This window comes from Streptomyces sp. NBC_00353 (assembly GCF_036108815.1).
Taxonomy (GTDB): domain Bacteria; phylum Actinomycetota; class Actinomycetes; order Streptomycetales; family Streptomycetaceae; genus Streptomyces.
In genome coordinates, this window is record NZ_CP107985.1 from 3758693 (window position 1) to 3782562 (window position 23870).

The following is a 23870-nucleotide window of genomic DNA, read 5'->3' on the forward strand; positions in this document are numbered from 1 at the left end:
CGTCGGGGGACCCGGCCGCTGCGGACCCGGCGTCCGGGGCCTCAGTGCCCGGGGCGGACCGTGAGGTCGTTGACCTCGGCGTCGCGAGGCAGGTCGATCGCCATCAGGATCGTGGTCGCCACGGACTCCGGGTCGATGAACCGGGAGGCGTCGTACTCCTTCCCCTCCTGCTGGTGCACCTTGGCCTGCATGGGGCTGGCAGTACGTCCGGGGTAGACGGAGCTCACCCGGACACCGTTTCCGTGCTCCTCCTCGCGCAGCGAGTCGGCGAGCGCCTTCAGGCCGTGCTTGCTCGCGGCGTACGCGCTCCACTCGGCGTGTGCGCTGAGCCCGGCGCCGGAGTTCACGAAGACGACATGGCCCTGGGCCACGCGCAGTTGCGGCAGGAAGAGCCGGGTCAGCTCGGCAGGGGCGACCAGGTTGGTGTTGAGCTGGTAGTGCCATGCCTTGGGCGTGAGCTCCCCGACCTGGCCCAGCTCCACGACGCCCGCGACGTGCAGCAGCGAGTCGATCCGCTCCGGGAGCGACTGCTGTGCGAACGCCCAGGAGAGCCGGTCCGGGTTGCCGAGGTCGCCGACGAGCGTGCGGGCTCCGGGGTGGAGCGCGGCCAGTTCCTTGGCGCGGCCCGCGTCACGGGCCAGCAGCACGAGTTCGTCACCGCGCTCCAGGAGACGGCGGGCGACAGCTGCTCCGATGCCGGAACCGGCGCCGGTGATGAGGTGAGTGGACATGCGCCCATGGTCGCATCCGGCCGCGTGGCTACTGAATGCCGGACCACTCCTCCAGGTAGGCCAGCGCGCCGACCCCGTCCTTCGCGAAGAACACCAGGTCGGTGAGGGGAAGGGGCAGGAAGCCCTCGTCCTCCATGCGCTGGAACTGCAGACGCAGACCGTCGTAGAAACCCGCCGTGTTCAGCAGGACGACCGGCTTGTCGTGCTTGCCGTGCTTCTTCAGCTCCAGGATCTCGGTGGCCTCGTCGAGCGTCCCCATACCGCCCACCATGATCACGACGGCGTCGGCCTTCTCCAGGAGCAGCGCCTTGCGCTCGGCGAGATCGCGTGCGATCACCATCTCGTCGGCATCGGTCCGGGCCTGCGCGGCCATGAAGTCCACCGACACCCCGACGAGCCGCCCGCCCGACTCCTGCACCCCGTCGGCGACGACCTTCATCAGCCCGCTCTCCGACCCGCCCCAGACCAGCGTGTGCCCGCCGCGGCCCAGCAGCTCGGCGAACTCGCGGGCGGGCCGGGTGTAGCGGTCGTCGAGGTCGGCGGCGGAGAGAAAGACACAGATGTTCATACAGCAACGGTAAGTGCCCCCACTGACACTCCACGGGACGGGGGGGTTGGTCCGGGGAAGAATCCGGCGCACTGCACGGCTGAACAAGACATGACTTCCACCTCAGGACACGTGATCACCGTCGAGCCCGGCACCGAGCATGTCCGCGTGGTGCGTGACGGCCAGCTGCTCGCCGAGAGCCGCCGTCCGCTCGTACTGCGCGAGACGGGCTGTCCGGTCCGCTACTACCTGCCGCCCGAGGACGTCCGCACCGAGCTGCTCACGGCGTCGGACACCCACACCCACTGCCCGTTCAAGGGGGATGCCTCCTACTGGTCACTGCCGGACGCGGCCGATCTCGTCTGGGCCTATCCGGACCCCAAGCCCGAAGTCGCTGCGATCAAGGACCACTTCTGCTTCTACGACGCCGAGACGGTCTCCGGCTGACCGCCAGACACCTTGCTGGGCTGCGGAGTTGAGGAATCTCGAAAAACTTCGTCGCCGCAGCGATGAGTTCTGCGGTCCGCCGCAGTCCATCTGCACATGGACAGGACTCCTTCCCGTGACGGCACTTTGATCGCCCACCGGCGCAGAGGTGACGGGCCGCCCGTGATTCTGGTGGGCGGGGCGCTGAGCACCGCGGCGACCGAGACACCACTGGCTGAACTTCTGGCGTCGCGGTTCAGCGTCGTGACCTACGACCGGCGCGGCCGCGGCTCCAGCGGCGACGGTGTGCCGTACGCGGTCGAGCGCGAGGTCGAGGATCTGGCGGCGATGATCGATCGGGTCGGTGGCCGGGCCGCGGTGTTCGGGATGTCGTCCGGCGGCGCCCTGGCGCTGGAGGCGCAGGCCGCTGGGGTGCCCGTCGACCTGCTCGCGGTGTACGAACCGCCGTTCGCCCCGGACGCACCGAGCCGCCGGGCCAAGGCGCACTACGCGACCCGGCTGCACCGCCTGCTGTCCGCCGGGGACCGGGCAGGGGCACTCCAGCTTTTCCTGTCGCTGGCGGGGATGCCTGCCGACATGGTCGCCCGGATGCGGCACGCCCCTCTGTGGCGCGGCCTCGAATCACTGGCGCACACCCTGGCGTACGACGACGCGATCCTCGGCAATGGCGCGGTGCCCGCCGAGCGTCTCGGGTCCGTCACCGCGCGCACCATGGTGATCACGGGCGGATTCAGTCCCACCCCGATGCGCACCCTGACCCGCATCCTCGCGGACGCGATCCCGCGCGCCCGGCACCGCACGCTGACGGGCCAGACACATGACCTGGCGCCGCAGGTGGTCGCGCCGGTGCTGGCGGAGTTCTTCTCCAAGGACGTGTACGTCAGCCGGGCGTCGTGAGCCCCGCGGCCCACGACGCCTCGTTGCAGCCCGAGCCCGGCCCGCTTCGAATTCGAAGGAACGCCCCTAGCCCAGGCCGACCGCAGCCTCGGTGCGCCGCACCGTCGTCGCGATCGTCGCCGAGCCGACCACCCGCGTCCCGTCGTACAGCACGACCGCCTGGCCGGGGGCCACACCCCGTACCGGCTCGGTGAAGGTGACGTTCAGCGTGCCGTCCACGAGTTCGGCGGTCACCTCGGTCTCGCCGCCGTGGGCGCGGAGCTGCGCGGTGTACGTGCCGGGGCCGGCCGGGGCCGTGCCGCACCAGCGGGGCTTGATCGCCGTCAGCGCCGTGACGTCGAGGGCCTCCACCGGGCCGACCGTCACCGTGTTGTTCACCGGGGAGATGTCGAGGACGTAGCGCGGCTTGCCGTCGGCGGCGGGGTGGCCGATGCGCAGACCCTTGCGCTGACCGATGGTGAACCCGAAGGCGCCCTCGTGGGTACCGAGCCTGTTGCCGGACTCGTCGAGGATGTCACCCTCGGCCTTGCCGCCGAGACGGTCGGCCAGGAAGCCCTGGGTGTCGCCGTCGGCGATGAAGCAGATGTCATGGCTGTCGGGCTTCTTCGCCACGGCCAGGCCACGGGCCTCCGCCTCGGCGCGGATCTCGTCCTTGGTGGTGAGGGTGTCGCCGAGCGGGAACATCGCGTGGGCGAGCTGCCTCTCGTCCAGGACACCGAGGACGTACGACTGGTCCTTGGCCATGTCGGAGGCGCGGTGCAGCTCGCGGCTGCCGTCCTCGTTCAGCACGACGGTGGCGTAGTGGCCGGTGCAGACGGCGTCGAAGCCGAGAGCGAGCGCCTTGTCGAGCAGCGCCGCGAACTTGATCTTCTCGTTGCAGCGCAGACACGGGTTGGGCGTGCGGCCCGCCTCGTACTCCGCGATGAAGTCCTCCACGACGTCCTCGCGGAAGCGTTCCGCCAGGTCCCAGACGTAGAACGGGATGCCGATGACGTCCGCGGCGCGGCGGGCGTCGCGGGAGTCCTCGATGGTGCAACAGCCGCGCGCTCCGGTACGGAACGACTGCGGGTTCGCGGAGAGGGCGAGGTGCACACCGGTCACGTCGTGGCCCGCCTCGGCGGCGCGGGCCGCGGCGACGGCGGAGTCGACACCGCCCGACATGGCGGCGAGCACACGGAGGGGGCGCTGGGAAGTCTGAGTCATAGCTCCACCAGGGTACGGGGCGCCGGGAACCGAAAGCTCGCGGATATGCGTTGTCGATCTCATGGGGACCAAGAAGGCGGCAGGCGCCAGGCAGTCGGCGGGGGCCGAGGCGGAGCACGGCATCAGTCGGCGAGGGTTGCTGATCGGCGCTGCTGTCACGGCGGTGGGCACGGCGGCGCTGGCCCGGGAGAAGCTGGAGCACGCCTGGTGGCGGCTGCCCGGTGTGGAGAAGCCCCGCAAGCCCGGCGAGCTGGATTACGCGCGGGCGCAGTGGACGGCGGCGTCCCCGGCGAACTGGCGGCGGGCTGACCGCCCCGCCGACTACGCCATAGACCGGGTCGTCATCCATGTGACCCAGGGCAGCTTCCGCGGCGCGGTCAGGGTCTTCCAGGACCCCGCCCACGGTGCGGCGGCGCACTACGTGGTGCGCAAGGACGGTCATGTGACGCAGATGATCCGTGAGCTGGATGTGGCGTTCCACGCGGGGAACAAGTCGTACAACGAGCGCAGCGTCGGCATCGAGCACGAGGGGTTCGTGGACCGGCCGCAGGACTTCACGGCCGCGATGTACGAGGCGTCGGCGCGGCTGTCGGCGGCGATATGCGGGCGGTACGGGATACCGGTGGACCGGACGCACATCATCGGGCATGTGGAGGTGCCTGGCACGGACCACACCGATCCGGGTCCGCACTGGGGCTGGGACCGGTATATCGAGCTGGTGCGGGCAGCGGGCGCCCGGTGATCGCGGGGCCCGCCGCCCGGTTCAGCTGAGCCCCGCCGTCCGCGCGCGCTCGACCGCCGGGCCGATCGCCCGGGCGACGTCCTCGACGTCCTGCTTGGTCGAGGTGTGTCCGAGCGAGAACCGCAGCGTGCCGCGGGCCAGGTCCGGGTCGGTGCCGGTGGCCAGCAGTACGTGGCTGGGCTGGGCGATTCCCGCCGTGCAGGCGGAGCCGGTGGAGCATTCGATGCCCTGGGCGTCCAGCAGCAGGAGGAGGGAGTCTCCCTCGCAGCCGGGGAAGGTGAAGTGGGCGTTGGCCGGGAGCCGGCCGCCGGGGGCCGGATCGCCACCGAGGATGGCGTCGGGAACGGCCGCGAGCACGGCCGCGACCAGCTGGTCGCGGAGCCCGCCGATCTCCCGGGAGAACTCCTCCCGGCCGTCGGCGGCGAGCCGGCCTGCCACCGCGAAGGCGGCGATGGCGGGCACGTCGAGGGTCCCTGAGCGCACATGCCGCTCCTGGCCGCCGCCGTGCAGCACGGGTACGGGGGTGTGGGCGCGGCCGAGCAGCAGCGCGCCGATGCCGAACGGGCCGCCGATCTTGTGCGCGCTGACGGTCATGGCGGCCAGTCCCGACCGGGCGAAGTCGACTTCCAACTGACCGAAGGCCTGCACCGCGTCCGAGTGCATCGGCACATCGAACTCACCGGCCACGGCAGCCAGTTCACGTACCGGCATGATGGTGCCGATCTCGTTGTTGGCCCACATCACGGTGACCATCGCGACATCGTCGGGGTTGCGCGCGATCGCCTCGCGCAGCGCGTCCGGGTGGACGCGGCCGTAGGCGTCGACGGGGAGGTATTCGACGGTCGCACCCTCGTGTTCGGCGAGCCAGTCGACGGCGTCCAGCACGGCGTGGTGCTCGACGGGACCGGCGAGTACGCGGGTGCGCCGGGGGTCGGCGTCGCGGCGGGCCCAGTAGAGGCCCTTCACGGCGAGGTTGTCGGCCTCGGTACCGCCGGAGGTGAAGACCACCTCGCTGGGGCGTGCGCCGAGGGCGTCGGCGAGGGTCTCTCTCGCCTCCTCGACGGTACGGCGGGCCCGGCGCCCGGAGGCGTGCAGTGAGGACGCGTTACCGGTGACGGCGAGCTGGGCGGTCATCGCCGCGATCGCCTCCGGAAGCATCGGCGTGGTCGCGGCGTGGTCGAGGTAAGCCATGGTGGGCTCGATTCTACGAGCCCGGGGCGGGGCGTATGCCGGGCGCATCGCAGTCCGTACCCGCGCACGGCGGACAGGTGTCGTGCCACCTGCCCGAACCGGAGCCCGAACCGGAGCCCGATCCGGCCGGGGCGGCGCCGCAGGACGCCGTCGGTCAGCTGCCGAAGCTCCAGGAGACGGTGCCGTTTCCGGTGACCAGGAAGGCCAGGACGACGAGGTCGGCGATGCCGAGGGCGAGTCCGAGGAGGGCGCGGCCGCGGCGGGCGGTGGAGCGGGCAAGGGCGATGACCGCCATCACGATGGCGATCGGGCCGAGCACGATGTTCATCACAAGGAGGCCGATCAGCCCGAGCACGAAAGAGGCGACGGCCAGACCGTCGGCGTCCCGGGTGCTCCTCCTGCGGCCGACGGGCCGCGTGGCGTCATCCCCGGCGGTGGCGGCTTCCGTGCCGATGCCGGCTCGGCGGGCGAATGCGGTGAGTGTCATGGTGCGGGCTCCTTCGTCTCTGTCATTGGCTCGAACGTCGGATCGGAACAGGCCGGATCAGTGTGACCGGCGGTGTGCGCCCAGCCGCTCACGGACCGCGAAGATCAGCAGCCAGCAGCCGATCGCGGCGGCGAGGGCGAGGGTCAGCGGGAGCGGAATCTGGACCACCGCCCCGAGGACGACCCCCAGCAGGAGCAGGGCGGCGACGAGGATGATCATGTTCGGCCTTTCCGCGAGTTCTCGGGGCACTCGGACACTCTGCGCGCTGTGCGCCTATTTGAGAGTACGAGTGTTCACTGACTTGTCAGTCTAGACCCGTCCACCCCTTCCGTGGTCCGGAGAACAGTTGTTTACTGAATGGCATGAGTCACACCGTCGGCATCCGCCAGACCCAGAAGCTGAAAACCCGTCAGGCACTGCTGGACGCCGCGCTCCAGTTGTTGGAGCACCAGAGCCTGAGCAGCCTGGGACTGCGCGAGGTGACGCGGGCGGTGGGCGTCGCGCCGACCGCCTTCTACCGGCACTTCGACGACACCGCCGCGCTCGGCGTGGCACTCGTCGAGGAAGCGCTCGGCAGCCTGCACGGGGTGATCGGCGCGATCCTCGCCGAGACGGGCGACAGCGAGGCCCGGCTGGACCGCAGCGTCGAGCTGATCACCCGTCACGTACGTGAGCAGCCGGCCCACTTCCGCTTCATCGCCCGTGAACAGCACGGCGGTGTCGGTCCGGTGCGCGAGGCGATAGCCGCCCAACTGCGGCGATTCGCCGAGGAGGTGGCCGAAGCGCTCGCAGCGGAGCCGGAGTCGCGGGGCTGGACCGGCGAGGACCTGCTGATGCTGGGCGGTCTCTACGTCGACCACATGGTGATCACGGCCTCCGCGATGCTGGATGCCGGCCCGGCCGGCGAGGCCCAGGTGGCCGAGGTCACCCGCCGGCGGCTGCGGCTCGTCACCCTCGGCAGACACCATTGGCTGGACGGCGCCGACACCTGAGGGCTCTCCCGTACAGGAGGACACCCCGGCCGGGCCGACCGCCGCGCTCACTCGCTGTCTGCAGGTGGAACGGACGGGTCCGCGCACAGCCGGGCGCCGCATCGAGACCGAGCACGGAGGCTTCGAGGCGCCCGGCATGCTCGGTGGCGGGGACCGGTCCACGGGTCCGGAGCAGCAGGATCGAGAACAGCCGCTCGGATTTCACGCGGCCCGGACTCCTGGAATACCGGACGCCGAAATACCTGACGCCCTCACATCAGGTATTCCGGCGTCCGGGCACGGTGGCTCAGCTGCGCGGGGCTCGGGCCAACTGGCGGGACTGGGCGACCAACCGGTCGGCGCTGTCCCAGACGTCCGCGTCCTCCTCCAGGAAGCCGCCCGCGAGGTTGCGGGTGGTGATGGAGACACGCAGCGGGCCGGGCGCCGGGCGGCAACGGATGTGGGTGGTGAGCTCGATGGTCGGCGTCCAGCCCTTGAGACCCAGCTCGAACGAGGTCGGCGGCAGCGCGTCGACGGTGAGCAGCAGGGAGTACGGGTCGGCATCGCGCCCGTCCGCGAGGCCGAACCAGCCGCGCATCTCGCCCTTGCCGGACGGGGCGCCGATGGCCCAGCCGACGGTCGACGGGTCGAGCTTGATGTTGAGCCGCTCGGTGATCGCGGAACTGCCGGGGATGGGCGCCGGGCCGTCGCCCGGGCCGAAGCACTGCTCGATCGGCGCCATGGCCGGCGGCTTCGCCGACGTGCGGATGTCGTCGGAGAGCGAGTCCAGGTCGCCGTAGGTGCCCAGCACCCGGATGCGCTCGACCTCGGTGCCGTCCTCCGCGTACTGGAAGAGCGACGCCTGACCGGTGGAGAGGGTACGGCCGGTGCGGACGACCTGCGTTCGGATCAGCGCGGGGCCGGGAACCGACGCGGTGAGGTAGTGCGCGGAGACCGAGAAGGGGTCGGAGTGCGGCAGGGCCTCGCCGAGCGCGCGACCGAGCATGGCCAGTAGATACCCGCCGTTGACGGCGTGGATGATCGTCCAGCCCGCGGAGAGCTCGGCGTCGTAGACGCCTTCTTCGCGAAGGGTGACGGCGGTGTCCCTGTCGAACTCGCTGTCGCCGATGAGTGCCTGAGCTGCCTGTGCCATGAGATGCACCGTACACCGATTGTATTACTGAGCGGTAGCTTTTTTGATTCGGTGATGTGTCGGCGTATTGCGACTCGAACCATGGCCGGTCAGGTGGCGGCGGAGCCCTCCTCGGCCGCGGCCGAGGAACGCTTGTACGCGCGGGGCGCCCGCCAGTGGAAACGCATCGCCAGCAGCCGCAGAACAAAGGCGGTGATCACGGCGGTGCCGCTGGTGAAGGCGTTGATCGTGCCGAAGCGGATGCACAGCACGATCATGGCTGCGCCGACCATCGCGGGCACGGCGTACAGATCGCGGTCCCAGCGCAGCAGCGAAGGCGTCTCATTGGCGAGTACGTCACGCAGCACACCACCGCCGACCGCGGTGGCCAGGCCCAGGGCCGCCGAAGCGGTGAGGCCCAGGCCGTAGTCGTACGCCTTGACGGTGCCGGTGACACAGAACAGTCCGAGGCCCGCCGCGTCGAAGACGTTGACCGCCACCTGGATCCGCTCGACGTGCGGATGCAGGAAGAAGACCAGGCCGGCGGCGAGCAGCGGGGTGAGGAAGTAGCCGAGATCGGTGAAGGCGGCGGGTGGCACCGCCCCGATGATCAGATCACGGAACAGCCCTCCGCCCAGCGCTGTCACCTCGGCGAGCACCGCGATGCCGAAGACATCGAAGTTCTTGCGTACGGCGAGCAGTGCGCCGGAGATCGCGAAGACAAAAATTCCGACGATGTCGAGCGCATGCTGGACGGAGGGCGTGAACAGTTCGTTGAGCACCGGGCAATTGTGCCGGTACTACTGCTTGGGGCTGTCCTCCGAGGTCCCGGACGCCGTCGCGGCGTCGTCCGAGGACGGCGCGGCGGTGTCGTCGCCGTCGGTCGTGTCGTCGGACACCGAGGCCTCAGCGGCCTCGGTGGCCTCGGCCGACTCAGCCACCTCGGTGGCCTCCGAGGACTCGGTGACCTGAGCAGGCTCCGCGACCTCGGCCGACGCAACGTCCTCCGAAGGCTCCGCGACCTCGGCCGCCACCGCCTTCGTCACCGAAACCACCTCGACCGCCTCCCGCGCCGCGGCCAGCACCTTCTCACCCGGCACCTGGTCCGGCGCGTTCTCCGGGTGGTGGCAGGCCACCTGGTGACCGGTCTTCAGCGCGATCAGCGGGGGTTCCTGCGTCTTGCAGATCTGCGTCGCCTTCCAGCACCTCGTGTGGAAGCGGCAGCCGCTCGGCGGCGAGATCGGCGACGGCACATCGCCCTTGAGCAGGATCCGCTCGCTCTTCACCCCGCGCCGCCGCGGGTCCGGCACCGGCACCGCGGACATCAGGGCCTTGGTGTACGGGTGCATGGGCGACTCGTACAGCGACTTGCGGTCCGTGAGCTCGACGATCTTGCCGAGGTACATCACGGCGATGCGGTCCGAGACATGGCGGATGACCGAGAGGTCGTGCGCGATGATCACGTACGTGAGCCCGAGCTCGTCCTGGAGATCGTCGAGCAGGTTCACCACCTGCGCCTGGATCGACACGTCCAGCGCCGAGACCGGCTCGTCGGCGACGACCAGCTTCGGCCGCAGCGCGAGCGCGCGGGCGATGCCGATGCGCTGGCGCTGACCGCCGGAGAACTCGTGCGGGTAGCGGTTGTAGTGCTCGGGGCTGAGCCCGACCAGCTTCAGCAGCTCCTGGACGTGGTTCTTCAGACCGCCCTGGGGCTCGACGCCCTGGAGCCTGAACGGCGCGCTGACGATCGTGCCGATCGTGTGGCGCGGGTTCAGCGAGGAGTACGGGTCCTGGAAGATCATCTGGACGTCACGGCGCATCGGCCGCATCTGCCCCATGGACAGATGGGTGATGTCCCGGCCCTCGAACTCGACCTTGCCGCCGGTCGGTTCCAGCAGCCGGGTGATCAGCCGGCCCATGGTCGACTTGCCGCAGCCGGACTCGCCGACGACGCCCAGGGTCTCCCCCGGGTACACCTCGAAGTCGATGCCGTCGACGGCCTTGACCGCGGCGCTCTGCCGGCCGAACAGACCCTTGCGGATCGGGAAGTGCTTGACCAGGCCCTCGACCTTGAGCAGCGGCTCGCGCGGGGCGGTGGCCTGCTCCGGGATCGTCACGTCCTTGTCGAGCACGATGGGATCCTTCTTCTCGCTCACGTCGCTCACCTCATTCGCCTCGCTCACAGCTTCGGCGCAATCTCTTCGGTCCAGATCCGGGTGCGCTCCTCGGGTGCCATGTGGCAGGCCGAGTAGTGCCCGTCGCCGACCAGCTTCAGCTCGGGACGTGTGGTGCGGGTGATGTCGCCCTTGGGCACGTCCGCGTACGGGCAGCGCGGGTTGAAGGCGCAGCCGCTCGGGATGTTGATCAGCGACGGCGGCTGGCCCTTGACGGGGATCAGCCGTTCGGTCTGCTCGCGGTCGATGCGCGGCATCGAGGTGAGCAGCCCCCAGGTGTACGGGTGCTGGGCCTCGTAGAAGACCTGCTCCGCGGGGCCGCGCTCGATGCACCGGCCGCCGTACATCACCAGCAGCTCGTCGGCCATCTCGGCGACGACACCCAGGTCGTGGGTGATCATGATGACGGCGGAGCCGAACTCCTTCTGCAGGTCCCGGATCAGGTCCAGGATCTGCGCCTGGACGGTGACGTCCAGGGCGGTGGTCGGCTCGTCGGCGATCAGCAGCTCGGGGTTGTTGACCAGTGCCATCGCGATCATGGCGCGCTGGCGCATACCGCCGGAGAACTCGTGCGGATAGGCGTCGACCCGCTTGTGCGGTTCGGGGATGCCGACCCGGTCGAGCATCTCGATCGCGCGTGTACGGGCGATCTTCTTGCTGACCTTGTTGTGGACCCGGTAGGCCTCCACGATCTGCGCGCCGACCGTGTAGTACGGGTGCATCGCGGAGAGCGGGTCCTGGAAGATCATCGCCATCTTGCGGCCGCGCAGTTCGCGCACCCGGTCGGCGGTGGCCCCGATCAGTTCCTCGCCGTCCAGCCAGACCTCGCCGGAGATCCGGGCGTTGGGGGCCGTGCGGTGCAGACCCATCACGCCGAGCGAGGTGACGGACTTGCCGGAGCCGGACTCGCCGACGATGCCGAGGGTCTGCCCCGGCTTCACGTCGAAGCTGACGCCGTCGACCGACTTGACCAGGCCGTCGTCCGTCTGGAAGTGGATGCGCAGATCCCGTACGGAGAGGAAGGCCTCGTCGTCGCCGGAACGCCGGCCGGCCACCGGCTCGCCCGGCGCCTCGGTCTTGGAAACCTCACTCACGAGAGCCTCACCCTGGGGTCGATGGCGGCGTACACCAGATCCACCAGCAGATTGCAGATGACGATGAAGAAAGCGGCGACGAGCGTCACGCCCATGACGATCGGAAGGTCGTTGTCCTGCACGCTCTTGACGGCGTACTGGCCGAGTCCGGGGAAGGAGAACACGGTCTCGGTGATCACCGCGCCGCCGAGCAGCAGACCGAAGTCCATGCCGAAGATGGTGACGATGGGGGTCAGCGCGGCCCGCAGCCCGTGCTTGCCGATGACCCGGCTCTCCTTGAGGCCCTTGGCGCGGGCCGTACGGATGTAGTCCTCACCCATGGTCTCCAGCATTCCGGCCCGGGTGAGCCGGGCGTAGAGCGCGGAGTAGAGGAAGGCGAGCGAACACCACGGGATCAGCAGATTCCATGCCCAGTCGGCCGGATTGTCCGTGAACGCGACGTAGTTGACGCCTTCCCAGATCGGCCACTGCACGGTGAGGACGCCGAGCGCCAACATGCCGGTGAAGAAGATCGGGAGGGAGACGCCGGCCAGGGCGACGCCCATGAAGAAACGGTCCAGCAGCGAACCCCGCTTGAGGGCGGAGACGACACCGATGGCGATGCCGCTGATCAGCCAGATCACGGCGGCACCGACGGCCAGGGACAGCGTCACCGGGATGCGCTGGGTGAGCTGGGGCCAGACCTCGACGTGACGCTTGAAGGAGTAGCCGAAGCACGGGGCGTGGCACTGCGAGGCGTCGGGGCCGAAGTTGTAGGTGGCGCCGACGAAGATCTGCTTGATGAAGTGCCAGTACTGCGTGTAGAGCGGCTGGTCGAGACCCAGGTTGTGCTTGACCGCGGCAATGGACTGGGGATTGGCATCCTTGCCCACATACTGCGCGGCGAGCTGGTCCATCGTCTGCCCGGCCAGCCGGGGGACGAGGAAGAAAATCGCGAAGGTGACTGCGCTGACGATCAGCAGCAACAGCACCGCGCCGAAGACGCGTCGAATGATGTACGCAGCCACAGCTGTCCGGCGGCGGTGTCCGCCGGCCGGGCGCTCCGAGGAGCACCCGGTCCGGCGGACACCGAAACCTTCACCTGCCTTTCGAACTTTCGGGGGTACGGGGGTCGCCCCCCGAATGAATCAGCCCGGCGGACAGGCCCGGCAGTTACTTGGAGGAGCCCATCAGCAGGTAGTCGTACATGCCGAGGTATGCCTGCGTGACCGTGACGTTGGTCGCGGAGACCGGACGCAGCAGCAGGTTCTTGCGGTAGACGAGCGGCACGGCGGACGCGTTCTCGGCGACCAGCTTGTCGATGTCGCCCCAGGCCTTCGCACGGGCGGCGTCATCGGTGTTGGCGATGGCCTCGTTGAGCGCCTTGTTGATCGCCGGGTCGTCGAGTTCCTGGACGTTGTTGCCACCGGTCGGCTTGATGGCCGAGCCGTTGATGATCTGGTCCAGGAAGCCGAAGCCGGTCGGCCAGTCGGCGCCCCACGCGGTCATGATCATGCCGAGCTTGTGCTCGTGGACGTAGCTCGGGTTACCGGCGAAGTTCTGGAAGTACTTGCCGCCCGGGAACGTCTTGATGTTGGCGGTGACGCCGATCTTCTTCAGGGACGCCTGGACCGCGGTGACCATCGACATCTCGGCCGGACGGTCGGAGCGGGCGGAGATGTTGGTCTCGAACCCGTTGGGCTGGCCGCACTCCTTCAGCTCGGCCTTGGCCTTCTCGATGTCGCCCTTGTGACCCTCGGTCTCGTACAGGTCGAACTTGCTGTAACCGCTGACGGTCGGCGGCAGCAGCGTCGTCGCGACGTCACCCTTCGGGTCGCCACCCTGGGCGGCCTGGACCGACGCCTTGTCGATACCCCACTGCACGGCCTTGCGGCAGTGGATGTTGTCGAACGGCTTCACGTGCACGTTCAGACCGATGTACGAGGTGGCGCCCGCGTACGCGTTGTCCGTCTGCTTCTTGAGCTTCTGGTCGGTCAGGACCTTGGGCTGCGTGGCCGGGGCCACACCGGTGCCGGCCGCGTCCACCGTGAGGTTGTCCGCGAGAAGGTCGTTGTCGACCGTCTCCTGCTTGACCTTGAAGCGGATGTTGATCTTGTCCGGCAGTGCCGGACGGATCGGGTCCGTCTTCGGGTCCCAGTTCTCGTTACGGACGAGGCTGGCGCTCTTGCCCTCCTCGTACGAAGCGAACTTGTACGGGCCCGAGGACACGATGTGCTGGACGTACTCGGCGCCCTTGTCCTTCGCGGCCGGCACGGGGGCCGTCTGCGAGAAGGTCGCGAGGTAGTCGAAGTCCGCGAAGGCGTCCTTCAGCTTGAAGACGATGGTGGTGTCGTCCGGGGTCTCGATGGACGCGATCCCGTTCGGGTTCTTGTCCTTGTAGGGACCCTTGTACTTGTCGCCGCCGATGAGGTGCGCCTTGAAGTACGTCGGGCCGTTGGACAGCGCCTCGGGCGAGAAGTTGCTTCGCTCGATGGCGTACTTGACGTCCTTCGAGGTGATCGGCGAACCGTCCTCGTACTTCAGGCCCTTCTTCAGGGTGTACGTCCACGTCTTCGCGTCGGCGCTGGGCTTGCCCAGCGACTCCGCGAGGTCCGGGACGACCTCCAGACCGGCGCCGCCGGCGGCCGGCTTGAAGCTGGTCAGCGTACGGCCGTAGAGGCGCGCGAAGTTCTGCACCCAGCCGTAGTACGTGTTGCCGGGGTCGAGGGAGTCCGGCTCGTCCGACAGTGCGAGGGAGAGCGTGCCACCCTTCTTGTCGGACTTGTTGACTACCGAGGTCAGCGCGGCGTCGGTGGAGCCGCTGCTACCACCCTTGCTCTTGCTGTCGCTGTCCGAACCGCCACAGGCGGTTGCCCCCAGCGCGAGTGCCACAGCTGTGGCGATCGCAGCTGTCGCTCTTTTGGTCTTCACCTGAGGAATGCCCCCTCGATCGATGGTTGCGGCAGATGTATTGGCAGGTGCCGCGGATTACTTGCTGCGCGGGTCGAGGGCATCACGAAGCCCGTCACCCAGCAGATTGAACGCCAGAACGGTGATGAAGATCGCCAGACCCGGCACGATCATGTACTGCGGATCGGCCTGATAGATCTCGGCGGCCGTGGAGAGCATGCCTCCCCAGGAGGCCTGCGGCGGAGCGATTCCGACACCGAGGTAACTGAGCCCCGCCTCGAAGAGGATGTTCGTCGGGATCAGCAGCGTGGAGTACACCAGGATCGGCGCGACCAGGTTGGGCAGCAGCTCCCGCATCAGGATGAACGGGCCGCGGGCGCCCAGGCTTCGGGCGGCCTCCACGAACTCCCGCTCGCGCAGGCTGAGCGTCTGGGCGCGGACGATGCGGCCCATGTACGGCCAGCTGAAGAAGCCGATGACGAAGATCAGCACCGCGATCCTGAGCGGCAGCCCCGACAGTCCGAACGCTCCGTCCTGGAGCGAGGCCGAGATGGAGATCGCGAAGAGGAGCAGCGGGAAGGCGAGGAAGACGTCCATCGTGCGGCTGATGAGGCTGTCGGCCCAGCCTCCGTAGAACCCTGCGGTGACGCCCATGATCACGCCGATGATCACGGAGACCAGAGTCGCGCCGCCCGCGACGAGGAGGGACACCCAGGACCCCTCCACGATGCGGGCCAGGATGTCGCGTCCGTACTGCGGGTCGACACCGAGCGGATGGTCCCAGCTCATGCCACCCCAGGCGCCCTTGGGCGACAGCAGGGCCGGGTCGATCAGGTCCTGGTGGAACTCGTTGGGGTCGAGACCGAACATCGCCTGGATCGGCTTGGAGAGCACGGCCAGCAGCACCAGCAGGATGACGATGATGCCGCCGGCGACAGCCACCTTGTCGCGTTTGAAGCGATTCCAGGCGATCCGTCCTAGCGAACGACCCTCGATCTGTGAGGCCTTGACGCCCTTCAGCACAGACTCGGGCTGAGAACCGGCCTGCGATTCAGTGGTCTCTATGGGTGCGGTCATCGTCCCTCGTGCTTGCCCGTGCCGACGGTTGCCGACGATGCTTGGCGGCCGCCCGGGTCGACGGTGCGGTCCGTTGCTGCCGTGTTGCCGGGTGGTTCAGGTGGTGCCGAGGGACGGTGTCCGGTTCCGGAGCGCTCTGCACCGGATCCGCTATCCCTCTGTCCGGGGAGTCTTCAACGCGCCTGCGATCACCCGCCAGACCTGACGGGGAATGTTTGCTCAAACGTGATGAGGTCAGAAGGGTTCCGTAATCCGGACAACGTTGCTCCAGGAGCGGTTTCAGGCTTTCCAACCGCCGCTGTTTTCCGGACAGTTGCCCCGGGATCCACTGGAAGCACCGGATGCTCCGGTAGGCAGGAAATGCCCGGACTTGGGCTTCGGTGACGGCATTTGCCGGTAGCTCAACCGATTTCGGCAGGATCGGCGCACAGCCCGGGTCAACTCACCGGGCGCGCCTGGCCGTCGGGGCGCGGCACGGGACAATCCCGGGCGCCTCCGGCTCTTCTACCCGAAGGGGTACCCGTAGGCGGAACCGGCTGCGGGCGGCGGACCGGCCTGGGCGTGCGCCTCGCGGTCGTAGAACGGGCGGGCGTTGGCACGCAGCCACATCGCGACCGGGTCGTACTCGTCGGACATGGCGACGGTCGAGACGGGAAGCCCGTCCGGGACCGCGCCGATCGACTGCTGCATCATCGCGCGCACCGCGTCGACGGAGGACTGACTCGTGTCGTAGAGATCCAGACCGATGGCGAGATAGGGGACGCCGAGCGCGGGCTGCACCCAGGCGCGGCGCAACGAGCGGATCGCAGGGGTGCGATGGGCGTTCTGCGAGAGCAGTGCGTAGAACTGCGGGATCTCGACGGCCGGCTCGGTGAGCCGGAGCGGCCCGGCGGGCATCCGGTCGAGGCCGGTGGCGATCCGTCTCAGATCCAGCCAGGGAATGCCGACGCCGCCGCCGGGGGCGTGCGGGTTGAGCCAGATGCCCCAGCGGTCGGGGAAGAGGGCACGAGCGATGTCGACGCCGGTGACCACCTCATGGGCCCGGTTCCAGCCACTGGCCGCGAGTTCCTGGGCCGAGGTCACACAGGGGGCGTAGCCCAGCCCGTCGATCTCCATGTTCCCGTACTGGGCGTCCGGCGATCCGGCCTGTCCGTGCCAGAGCAGCATCCAGATCCGGTCCTGGGCGAGGGCCCGCAGCAACGCCTCGTACGCGTCGTAGCGCCCGGGCGTCACTTGGCGCAGCATGTGCTCGACCTGCCCGGCCGCCGCGGTGCCTGACGCACTCACCCTGGGTCCCGCCCCTCTTCGATCCACTGTGTCGGCCTGCCGCTCCCGGGGCACACGGGTGCGGCACGGTGGCCGAGGCACTAGCCATCAAACCAGCTTAAGCGGCGTCCCTGACACCGACTTGACGTCACAGGCCGACGCGTCGCGCCCCGGCCGCCGGGCTCCGGCAAGGGGGTACCCGCCGCTCAGTGGCCCTGGCGCTGGTAGAACGGCCGGATCCTGGCCCGCATCCAGTCGGCGACCGGGTCCTGCGCCACGTCCAGCAGGACCAGGTTGACCGGCCACGGGACCTCGACACGGCCGAGCGCGCGGCCCAGGGCGTCCATCGGGGCGTTGCGTCCGGCGCCGTCCCAGGTCGAGAACTCGACACCTATGAAGAGCACGGGGTCGCCGCCCTCGATGCTGGCCAGCGTGCGGCGGGCGGTGCGCACGACACCGCTCTCCTCGAACTCACCGGCCGCGGCGGCGAGGAAGTCGACGGGCTCCTCCTGCCAGTCCGGCTCGTACAGCCGGACACGGCCGCCGCTGGCCGGCCCGTCCAGAGAGGTGCGTCCGGCACGGCAGAGCTCGGCGACGGCGGGCGGCGGCAGCGGCATGCCGACGGCGCCACCCGGGTTCACCGCGATACCGAGCTGCGGGGGCAGTCCGCGGGCGAATTCGCGGGCAGGCGCCACGGTGAAGGACATATGGGTGCCGACGCAGCTCAGGAACTGCTGTTCGGAGCTGAAGACGGGGACGTACGCCGCGCCCTCGATCTCCACCGTGGGCAGATCGAGCGACGGGGCGTCGGGACCGCCGCCGTTGGGGAGCGGCACCCAGAGGTGGCTGCGGCCGAGCACTTCGACGAGCCGGCCGCCCGCCTGCGGGCTGCCGAGCGAGGCCCCGAGCACCTCTTCGAGCTCATTGGCCGGCCATCCGCCCTGCGGATGGGTCTGGACCGGTGCCGGAATGTCCACTGCTTCCCCTTCTCGCCCCATGGCTTGCCGCAGAACAGTAACTCCGGCGCGCCCCTCCGCGCTGACGGGCGCCAGAGCCCTCAGGGGCTGTGGTCGGCGAACGTGATCCGGGTCAGCATCCCGGCCGCCTCCCGGTCCAGCAGCACCGCCGAGCAGCAGCCGGGCGGCAGGATGCCGGCCTCGGTGTCCCGCAGCAGTCTGCCGACGGCCCGGCGGTGCCGGGCGAAGGCGTAACCGGAGACTCCGCGTCCGCGCTCGCGCTGGCCGTCCCTCGCCACCTGCGGGGTGACGTCCAGCAGCACGAGGTGAAGGACACGGCCGCGGCGTCGCGCGTCCCGGGCCAGCCAGCCCCGTACCCACGCCTGGGTGCCGCAGTCGTGGACCACGACCGGGTCACCGGAGCGCAGCGCCCGCCAGAGCCCCCAGTAGTGGGCGACCCGGACCAGCGGGCGGTAGAGGGCGTACGGGAGTAAGCGGGGCACTCGCTGCGCCCAGCGGTCCCGGGTGTCCTGGGAGTCGATGGCCCGTACGGTCACCGCTCGCCGGATGAGCGTCGATTTGCCGCTGCCGGGCAGCCCGGAGACCACCACCACATCGCCCGCGGCGAAGTGCAGGCCCCGCGGGCTGCGCCCGGCCCGCTCGCGCAGATCGCGCACGACGGGTGCGTGCGTGCCGAGCCTTCCCCGGACAGGTGTGCCCGGCTGTGCGGGCATCGCGCCGTGCGCGACCCCCGCGGTCGTCGCGTACCGCTGCAACGTCATTGCCCTCCCCCTGTCGGTCGCCCACGCCTGCCCACGAAGTGTAAAGAAAAGGCAATGCGAGACAACCGTCCCACTGTTCGTTTCCCTCACGGGGTACCGACGCCCCACTCTTCCGCAATGCGTGCGATGATGACCCGGCCAACTGCATAAAGGCCGCTTGAATCCGCGCGGGAGAGTTCCGGCCATTGACTGTGCCGGGCGCCGAAGGAGCAAGATCCTCCCTTGAATCTCTCAGGCCCCGTACCGCGTGGATGAGGCAGATCTGAAAAGCGAGTCGCCACGGCGGCTCCACCCAAGGTGCAAGCCGAACCCGTCAGGGTCTCTCGGCGAACCTCTCAGGTTCCGATGACAGATGGGGAGGGATCGTCCTCGCCGTCATGCCCTGGGAGCCACACCTATGAGCAACGCCCCCCGTCTCACCGCCCTCGATGCCCTGCACCGCTCGCTGGGCGCGACCATGACCGACTTCGCGGGCTGGGACATGCCGCTGCGGTACGCGAGTGAGCGCGACGAGCACAACGCGGTGCGTACGAAGGCCGGCCTCTTCGACCTGTCGCACATGGGCGAGATCACCGTCACCGGCCCGCAGGCAGCGGCATTCCTGAACTTCGCGCTGGTCGGCAACATCGGCACCGTCGCCGTCGGCCGCGCCCGCTACACGATGATCTGCGCCGAGGACGGCGGGATCCTGGACGACCTGATCGTCTACCGCCTCGGTGACACCGAGTACATGGTCGTCGCCAACGCCGGGAACGCCCAGATCGTGCTGGACGCGCTGGCCGCCCGCGCCGACGGGTTCGACGCCGAGGTGCGCGACGACCGCGACGCGTACGCGCTGATCGCCGTCCAGGGCCCCGAGTCCCCCGCCATCCTGGCCTCGGTCACCGACGCCGACCTGGACGGTCTGAAGTACTACGCGGGCCTGCCCGGCACCGTCGCCGGTGTGCCCGCGCTGATCGCCCGTACCGGCTACACCGGCGAGGACGGCTTCGAGCTGTTCGTCGCCCCCGAGCACGCCGAGCAGCTCTGGCAGGCCCTCACCGCGGCGGGCGCCCCGCACGGCCTCATCCCGTGCGGTCTGTCCTGCCGTGACACGCTGCGCCTGGAGGCCGGCATGCCGCTGTACGGGCACGAGCTGACCACCGAGCTGACACCGTTCGACGCCGGTCTGGGCCGGGTCGTGAAGTTCGAGAAGGAGGGCGACTTCGTCGGCCGCAAGGCGCTGGAGGCCGCCGCCGAGCGCGCCGAGACCGCCCCGCCGCGCAAGCTGGTCGGCCTGATCGCCGAGGGCCGCCGGGTGCCGCGCGCCGGTTTCCCCGTCGTCGCCGAGGGGCAGGTCATCGGCCAGGTCACCTCCGGCGCCCCGTCCCCGACCCTCGGCAAGCCGATCGCCATCGCGTACGTGGACACCACGCACGCCGCGCCCGGGACCACGGGCGTCGGAGTGGACATCCGCGGCAGCCACGAGCCGTACGAGGTCGTGACCCTGCCGTTCTACAAGCGGCAGAAGTGACGCAGTCGCGTCTCACCCCGTAAGACCATCGTTCATCAGCACTCCCCCGCGTACAGGAGAATTCAGGTCATGAGCAACCCCCAGCAGCTGCGTTACAGCAAGGAGCACGAGTGGCTGTCGGCCGTCGAGGACGGTGTGGCCACGATCGGTATCACCGAGTTCGCGGCCAACGCGCTCGGCGACGTCGTCTACGCCCAGCTCCCCGAGGTCGGTGACACGGTGACCGAGGGCGAGACCTGCGGTGAGCTGGAGTCGACCAAGTCCGTCAGCGACCTGTACTCGCCGGTGACCGGCGAGGTCACCGCCGCGAACCAGGACGTCGTGGACGACCCGGCGCTGGTGAACTCCGCTCCCTTCGAGGGCGGCTGGCTGTTCAAGGTACGCATCACGGAAGAGCCGAAGGACCTGCTCTCCGCAGACGAGTACTCCGAGTTCTCCGGCAACTAAAGACCCCAAGGGACCACCTGATGTCGCTTCTCAACTCCTCCCTCCACGAGCTGGACCCGGACGTCGCCGCCGCCGTCGACGCCGAGCTCCACCGTCAGCAGTCCACTCTCGAAATGATCGCCTCGGAGAACTTCGCTCCGGTCGCGGTCATGGAGGCCCAGGGCTCCGTCCTCACCAACAAGTACGCCGAGGGCTACCCGGGCCGCCGCTACTACGGCGGCTGCGAGCACGTCGACGTGGTCGAGCAGATCGCGATCGACCGGATCAAGGCGCTGTTCGGCGCCGAGGCCGCGAACGTCCAGCCGCACTCCGGTGCGCAGGCCAACGCCGCCGCGATGTTCGCACTGCTGAAGCCGGGCGACACGATCATGGGTCTGAACCTGGCCCACGGCGGTCACCTGACCCACGGCATGAAGATCAACTTCTCCGGCAAGCTCTACAACGTGGTCCCGTACCACGTGGACGACACCGGTGTCGTGGACATGGCCGAGGTCGAGCGTCTGGCCAAGGAGTCCAAGCCGAAGCTGATCGTCGCCGGCTGGTCCGCGTACCCCCGCCAGCTGGACTTCGCCGCCTTCCGCCGCATCGCGGACGAGGTCGGCGCGTACCTGATGGTCGACATGGCGCACTTCGCGGGCCTGGTGGCCGCGGGTCTGCACCCCAACCCGGTGCCGCACGCCCATGTCGTCACGACCACCACGCACAAGACCCTCGGCGGTCCGCGCGGTGGCGTCATCCTGTCGACGCAGGAGCTCGCCAAGAAGATCAACTCTGCCGTCTTCCCCGGCCAGCAGGGTGGTCCGCTGGAGCACGTGATCGCGGCCAAGGCGGTCTCGTTCAAGGTTGCGGCGACCGAGGAGTTCAAGGAGCGCCAGCAGCGCACCCTGGACGGCGCCCGCATCCTCGCCGACCGTCTGGTACAGCCGGACGTCACCGAGGTCGGCGTCTCCGTCCTCTCCGGCGGTACCGACGTCCACCTGGTCCTCGTCGACCTGCGCAACTCCGAGCTGGACGGCCAGCAGGCCGAGGACCGGCTCCACGAGCTCGGCATCACGGTCAACCGCAACGCCATCCCGAACGACCCGCGGCCGCCGATGGTCACCTCCGGTCTGCGGATCGGTACGCCGGCCCTGGCCACCCGCGGCTTCCAGGCCGAGGACTTCACCGAGGTCGCCGAGATCATCGCGTCGGCCCTGAAGCCCTCGTACGACGCGGACGACCTCAAGGCGCGCGTCACCGCGCTGGCCGAGAAGTTCCCGCTGTACCCCGGCCTGAAGTAGTCCGGGAATCGGTTCTGTACGTTTGAGGCGGGGCACCGCGCACACTGGACAGTGAGCGAGGTGCCCCATCCCTTGTCCCGCTGCTCTTCGGACCGACCGGTCCGTACCGCACCACCCGGCAGACAACGACGTCTACCAACCCCTTAGGAGTCACCCGTGGCCATCTCGGTCTTCGACCTGTTCTCGATCGGCATCGGCCCGTCCAGCTCCCATACGGTCGGCCCGATGCGCGCGGCCCGTATGTTCGCGCGCCGGCTGAAGAACGAGGGCCTGCTCGCGCACACCGCCTCGATACGCGCCGAGCTGTTCGGCTCGCTCGGCGCCACCGGACACGGCCACGGCACGCCCAAGGCCGTCCTGCTCGGCCTGGAGGGCGAGTCGCCCCGTACCGTCGACGTCGAGTCCGCCGACGACCGGGTGGCCGAGATCCGCGCCTCCGGACGGCTCAACCTCCTCGGCATGCACGAGATCGACTTCGACGCCGACGAGCAGCTGGTCCTGCACCGCCGCAAGGCACTGCCGTACCACGCCAACGGCATGACGATCTTCGCGTACGACCACGAGGGCGCCCCCCTGCTGGAGAAGACGTACTACTCCGTCGGCGGCGGCTTCGTCGTGGACGAGGACGCGGTGGGCGAGGACCGGATCGTTCTCGACGACACCGTCCTCAAGCACCCCTTCCGCACCGGCGACGAACTGCTGCGGATCGCGAGGGACACCGGACTGTCGATCTCCTCGCTGATGCTGGAGAACGAGCGCGCCTGGCGCACCGAGGACGAGATCCGCTCCGGTCTGCTCGACATCTGGCGCGTCATGCAGGCGTGCGTGTCGCGCGGCATGTCCCGTGAGGGGATCCTGCCCGGCGGCCTCAAGGTCCGCCGCCGCGCCGCGAACACCGCACGCCAGCTGCGCGCCGAGGGCGACCCGCAGGCCCACGCGATGGAGTGGATCACCCTCTACGCGATGGCGGTCAACGAGGAGAACGCCGCGGGCGGCCGCGTCGTCACCGCGCCGACCAACGGCGCCGCGGGCATCATCCCGGCCGTGCTGCACTACTACATGAATTTCGCGGCCGGCGGCGCCACCGAGGCCGAGAAGGAGGACAGCGTCGTCCGCTTCCTCCTCGCGGCGGGTGCCATCGGCATGCTGTTCAAGGAGAACGCCTCGATCTCCGGTGCCGAGGTCGGCTGCCAGGGCGAGGTCGGCTCCGCCTGCTCGATGGCCGCGGGCGCCCTCGCCGAGGTCCTCGGCGGCTCCGCCGAGCAGGTCGAGAACGCCGCCGAGATCGGCATGGAACACAACCTCGGCCTGACCTGCGACCCGGTCGGCGGCCTCGTCCAGATCCCGTGCATCGAGCGCAACGGCATGGCGGCGGTCAAGGCCGTCACCGCGGCGAAGATGGCGCTGCGCGGCGACGGCACGCACAAGGTCTCCCTCGACAAGGTCATCAAGACCATGAAGGAGACCGGCGCGGACATGAGCGTGAAGTACAAGGAGACCGCGCGCGGCGGGCTGGCGGTCAACATCATCGAGTGCTGAGGAAAGCGGCCCGACCTGCTCCGTCGCATCTTTCGGAGCTGTCGGGCCCTTCCCTGCCTGCGCAGTGAAAAGCCCCTGCGAAGTCCCTGGGAGGCGGGTGGGGCTCGCGCACCGCGGCGGGACCCCTCGGCTCCACGCCGGACCGAAGACCCCGCCGGTCCGGGTGGCGATGGCCTCGGCGGCGGAGGCGTGAGCGACGGTGGGCCTGCCATGCGCGTGCGTCGGAGCGGTCCTGTCCGTGGCGACTCGTCGCCGTGCACGCGCGACTTGCCTCGAAGCCCCTTGACCGGGCGGGAATCGCGCTCCTCGGAAACCCTGGTCGAAGGCCGCTCAACATATGCTCAACGGAGGCTCCACAAGCAACGCGCATGATCTGGCTCGGATTAAATCGAGCAAGTGAACGAGGGGGCGCGTTGACCGGGGGTTGGGGAAAAGTCGCCGTCGTCGGGGGCGGGCCCGCAGGGCTGTTCCTGGCGCGATTGATCCGTAGAGCGAGGCCTGCTGC

At 69.4% G+C, this 23870-nt stretch carries 24 protein-coding genes and 1 riboswitch; of the genes, 8 read left to right on the forward strand and 16 right to left on the reverse strand.

The window, feature by feature from the left end:
* Positions 1–41: 41 nt before the first annotated feature.
* Positions 42–731 (reverse strand): SDR family oxidoreductase, encoded by a 690-nt coding sequence (locus OHA88_RS17000; protein WP_328626155.1) that lies wholly within the window; start codon positions 729–731, stop codon positions 42–44.
* Between the two features lie 28 nt (positions 732–759).
* A complete protein-coding gene (locus OHA88_RS17005) occupies positions 760–1299 on the reverse strand; it encodes a TIGR00730 family Rossman fold protein (protein ID WP_267001573.1) in 540 nt (179 codons plus the stop codon).
* Between the two features lie 90 nt (positions 1300–1389).
* Between OHA88_RS17005 and OHA88_RS17010 the strand changes: the two genes are divergently transcribed.
* Positions 1390–1725: a DUF427 domain-containing protein gene (locus tag OHA88_RS17010; protein WP_328626156.1), complete on the forward strand. Its 336-nt coding sequence runs from the start codon at positions 1390–1392 to the stop codon at positions 1723–1725.
* Positions 1726–1821: 96 nt separating this feature from the next.
* On the forward strand, positions 1822–2622 hold the full coding sequence (locus OHA88_RS17015) for an alpha/beta fold hydrolase (protein ID WP_328626157.1): 801 nt from the start codon (positions 1822–1824) through the stop codon (positions 2620–2622).
* 66 nt (positions 2623–2688) lie between these two features.
* On the opposite strand, the gene mnmA is transcribed toward OHA88_RS17015, so the two are convergent.
* The gene (gene mnmA, locus OHA88_RS17020; protein ID WP_267001577.1) at positions 2689–3825 is read right to left on the reverse strand and encodes a tRNA 2-thiouridine(34) synthase MnmA; all 1137 of its coding nucleotides are present in this window, start codon (positions 3823–3825) and stop codon (positions 2689–2691) included.
* A 61-nt stretch (positions 3826–3886) separates the two neighbouring features.
* Between mnmA and OHA88_RS17025 the strand changes: the two genes are divergently transcribed.
* The gene (locus OHA88_RS17025; protein ID WP_328626158.1) at positions 3887–4567 is read left to right on the forward strand and encodes an N-acetylmuramoyl-L-alanine amidase; all 681 of its coding nucleotides are present in this window, start codon (positions 3887–3889) and stop codon (positions 4565–4567) included.
* A gap of 21 nt (positions 4568–4588) precedes the next feature.
* Here the strand turns inward: OHA88_RS17025 and OHA88_RS17030 are convergent, their stop codons facing one another.
* The 3 genes from OHA88_RS17030 to OHA88_RS17040 form a co-directional block, all read right to left on the reverse strand.
* Positions 4589–5758: a cysteine desulfurase family protein gene (locus OHA88_RS17030; RefSeq protein WP_328626159.1), complete on the reverse strand. Its 1170-nt coding sequence runs from the start codon at positions 5756–5758 to the stop codon at positions 4589–4591.
* 154 nt (positions 5759–5912) lie between these two features.
* The gene (locus tag OHA88_RS17035) at positions 5913–6245 is read right to left on the reverse strand and encodes a DUF4190 domain-containing protein (protein WP_328626160.1); all 333 of its coding nucleotides are present in this window, start codon (positions 6243–6245) and stop codon (positions 5913–5915) included.
* Between the two features lie 57 nt (positions 6246–6302).
* Entirely contained in the window at positions 6303–6494 is a 192-nt protein-coding gene (locus OHA88_RS17040) for a hypothetical protein (protein WP_326608786.1), read from the reverse strand.
* A gap of 113 nt (positions 6495–6607) precedes the next feature.
* On the opposite strand from OHA88_RS17040, the gene OHA88_RS17045 reads away from it, so the two are divergent.
* Positions 6608–7237 (forward strand): TetR family transcriptional regulator, encoded by a 630-nt coding sequence (locus OHA88_RS17045; protein WP_328626161.1) that lies wholly within the window; start codon positions 6608–6610, stop codon positions 7235–7237.
* 286 nt (positions 7238–7523) lie between these two features.
* On the opposite strand, the gene OHA88_RS17050 is transcribed toward OHA88_RS17045, so the two are convergent.
* The 10 genes from OHA88_RS17050 to OHA88_RS17095 all read right to left on the reverse strand — a co-directional run bounded on the left by OHA88_RS17050 (position 7524) and on the right by OHA88_RS17095 (position 18586).
* A complete protein-coding gene (locus tag OHA88_RS17050; RefSeq protein ID WP_326605881.1) occupies positions 7524–8369 on the reverse strand; it encodes a thioesterase family protein in 846 nt (281 codons plus the stop codon).
* 89 nt (positions 8370–8458) lie between these two features.
* Complete coding sequence (locus tag OHA88_RS17055) at positions 8459–9130, reverse strand: trimeric intracellular cation channel family protein (protein ID WP_267001591.1); 672 nt, start codon at positions 9128–9130, stop codon at positions 8459–8461.
* A gap of 18 nt (positions 9131–9148) precedes the next feature.
* A complete protein-coding gene (locus OHA88_RS17060; RefSeq protein ID WP_328629711.1) occupies positions 9149–10483 on the reverse strand; it encodes an ABC transporter ATP-binding protein in 1335 nt (444 codons plus the stop codon).
* Positions 10484–10527: 44 nt separating this feature from the next.
* Positions 10528–11616 (reverse strand): ABC transporter ATP-binding protein, encoded by a 1089-nt coding sequence (locus OHA88_RS17065; protein ID WP_326605880.1) that lies wholly within the window; start codon positions 11614–11616, stop codon positions 10528–10530.
* Entirely contained in the window at positions 11613–12623 is a 1011-nt protein-coding gene (locus OHA88_RS17070) for an ABC transporter permease (RefSeq protein WP_326605879.1), read from the reverse strand. Before OHA88_RS17070 ends, OHA88_RS17065 begins: the two co-directional genes overlap by 4 nt.
* A 145-nt stretch (positions 12624–12768) precedes the next feature.
* The gene (locus OHA88_RS17075; protein WP_328626162.1) at positions 12769–14526 is read right to left on the reverse strand and encodes an ABC transporter substrate-binding protein; all 1758 of its coding nucleotides are present in this window, start codon (positions 14524–14526) and stop codon (positions 12769–12771) included.
* Positions 14527–14583: 57 nt separating this feature from the next.
* Positions 14584–15582 (reverse strand): ABC transporter permease, encoded by a 999-nt coding sequence (locus tag OHA88_RS17080; protein ID WP_328626163.1) that lies wholly within the window; start codon positions 15580–15582, stop codon positions 14584–14586.
* Between the two features lie 504 nt (positions 15583–16086).
* Positions 16087–16869 (reverse strand): enhanced serine sensitivity protein SseB C-terminal domain-containing protein, encoded by a 783-nt coding sequence (locus OHA88_RS17085; protein WP_267001599.1) that lies wholly within the window; start codon positions 16867–16869, stop codon positions 16087–16089.
* A 185-nt stretch (positions 16870–17054) separates the two neighbouring features.
* Positions 17055–17825, reverse strand: a complete 771-nt coding sequence (locus OHA88_RS17090; RefSeq protein ID WP_328626164.1) for an enhanced serine sensitivity protein SseB — start codon at positions 17823–17825, stop codon at positions 17055–17057.
* An 80-nt stretch (positions 17826–17905) separates the two neighbouring features.
* Entirely contained in the window at positions 17906–18586 is a 681-nt protein-coding gene (locus tag OHA88_RS17095; RefSeq protein WP_328626165.1) for an AAA family ATPase, read from the reverse strand.
* 158 nt (positions 18587–18744) lie between these two features.
* Positions 18745–18842: riboswitch (glycine riboswitch) on the forward strand.
* A 141-nt stretch (positions 18843–18983) separates the two neighbouring features.
* On the opposite strand from OHA88_RS17095, the gene gcvT reads away from it, so the two are divergent.
* The 4 genes from gcvT to OHA88_RS17115 all read left to right on the forward strand — a co-directional run bounded on the left by gcvT (position 18984) and on the right by OHA88_RS17115 (position 23365).
* Complete coding sequence (gene gcvT / locus OHA88_RS17100) at positions 18984–20099, forward strand: glycine cleavage system aminomethyltransferase GcvT (protein ID WP_328626166.1); 1116 nt, start codon at positions 18984–18986, stop codon at positions 20097–20099.
* A 69-nt stretch (positions 20100–20168) separates the two neighbouring features.
* The gene (gene gcvH / locus OHA88_RS17105; protein ID WP_030931004.1) at positions 20169–20546 is read left to right on the forward strand and encodes a glycine cleavage system protein GcvH; all 378 of its coding nucleotides are present in this window, start codon (positions 20169–20171) and stop codon (positions 20544–20546) included.
* Between the two features lie 20 nt (positions 20547–20566).
* The gene (glyA, locus tag OHA88_RS17110) at positions 20567–21826 is read left to right on the forward strand and encodes a serine hydroxymethyltransferase (RefSeq protein ID WP_030971368.1); all 1260 of its coding nucleotides are present in this window, start codon (positions 20567–20569) and stop codon (positions 21824–21826) included.
* Between the two features lie 156 nt (positions 21827–21982).
* A complete protein-coding gene (locus OHA88_RS17115; RefSeq protein WP_328626167.1) occupies positions 21983–23365 on the forward strand; it encodes an L-serine ammonia-lyase in 1383 nt (460 codons plus the stop codon).
* The last annotated feature ends 505 nt before the right edge of the window (positions 23366–23870 follow it).

Excerpts from the sequence above, each read along its gene's own strand:
- OHA88_RS17050 (WP_326605881.1), bottom strand. The coding sequence starts at position 8,369 with ATGGCACAGGCAGCTCAGGCACTCATCGGCGACAGCGAGTTCGACAGG.
- OHA88_RS17010 (WP_328626156.1), top strand. The coding sequence starts at position 1,390 with ATGACTTCCACCTCAGGACACGTGATCACCGTCGAGCCCGGCACCGAG.
- OHA88_RS17045 (WP_328626161.1), top strand. The coding sequence starts at position 6,608 with ATGAGTCACACCGTCGGCATCCGCCAGACCCAGAAGCTGAAAACCCGT.
- glyA (WP_030971368.1), top strand. The coding sequence starts at position 20,567 with ATGTCGCTTCTCAACTCCTCCCTCCACGAGCTGGACCCGGACGTCGCC.
- OHA88_RS17025 (WP_328626158.1), top strand. The coding sequence starts at position 3,887 with ATGGGGACCAAGAAGGCGGCAGGCGCCAGGCAGTCGGCGGGGGCCGAG.
- gcvT (WP_328626166.1), top strand. The coding sequence starts at position 18,984 with ATGAGCAACGCCCCCCGTCTCACCGCCCTCGATGCCCTGCACCGCTCG.
- OHA88_RS17000 (WP_328626155.1), bottom strand. The coding sequence starts at position 731 with ATGTCCACTCACCTCATCACCGGCGCCGGTTCCGGCATCGGAGCAGCT.
- OHA88_RS17030 (WP_328626159.1), bottom strand. The coding sequence starts at position 5,758 with ATGGCTTACCTCGACCACGCCGCGACCACGCCGATGCTTCCGGAGGCG.
- gcvH (WP_030931004.1), top strand. The coding sequence starts at position 20,169 with ATGAGCAACCCCCAGCAGCTGCGTTACAGCAAGGAGCACGAGTGGCTG.
- OHA88_RS17005 (WP_267001573.1), bottom strand. The coding sequence starts at position 1,299 with ATGAACATCTGTGTCTTTCTCTCCGCCGCCGACCTCGACGACCGCTAC.
- OHA88_RS17095 (WP_328626165.1), bottom strand. The coding sequence starts at position 18,586 with ATGACGTTGCAGCGGTACGCGACGACCGCGGGGGTCGCGCACGGCGCG.
- OHA88_RS17015 (WP_328626157.1), top strand. The coding sequence starts at position 1,822 with ATGGACAGGACTCCTTCCCGTGACGGCACTTTGATCGCCCACCGGCGC.
- OHA88_RS17080 (WP_328626163.1), bottom strand. The coding sequence starts at position 15,582 with ATGACCGCACCCATAGAGACCACTGAATCGCAGGCCGGTTCTCAGCCC.
- mnmA (WP_267001577.1), bottom strand. The coding sequence starts at position 3,825 with ATGACTCAGACTTCCCAGCGCCCCCTCCGTGTGCTCGCCGCCATGTCG.
- OHA88_RS17035 (WP_328626160.1), bottom strand. The coding sequence starts at position 6,245 with ATGACACTCACCGCATTCGCCCGCCGAGCCGGCATCGGCACGGAAGCC.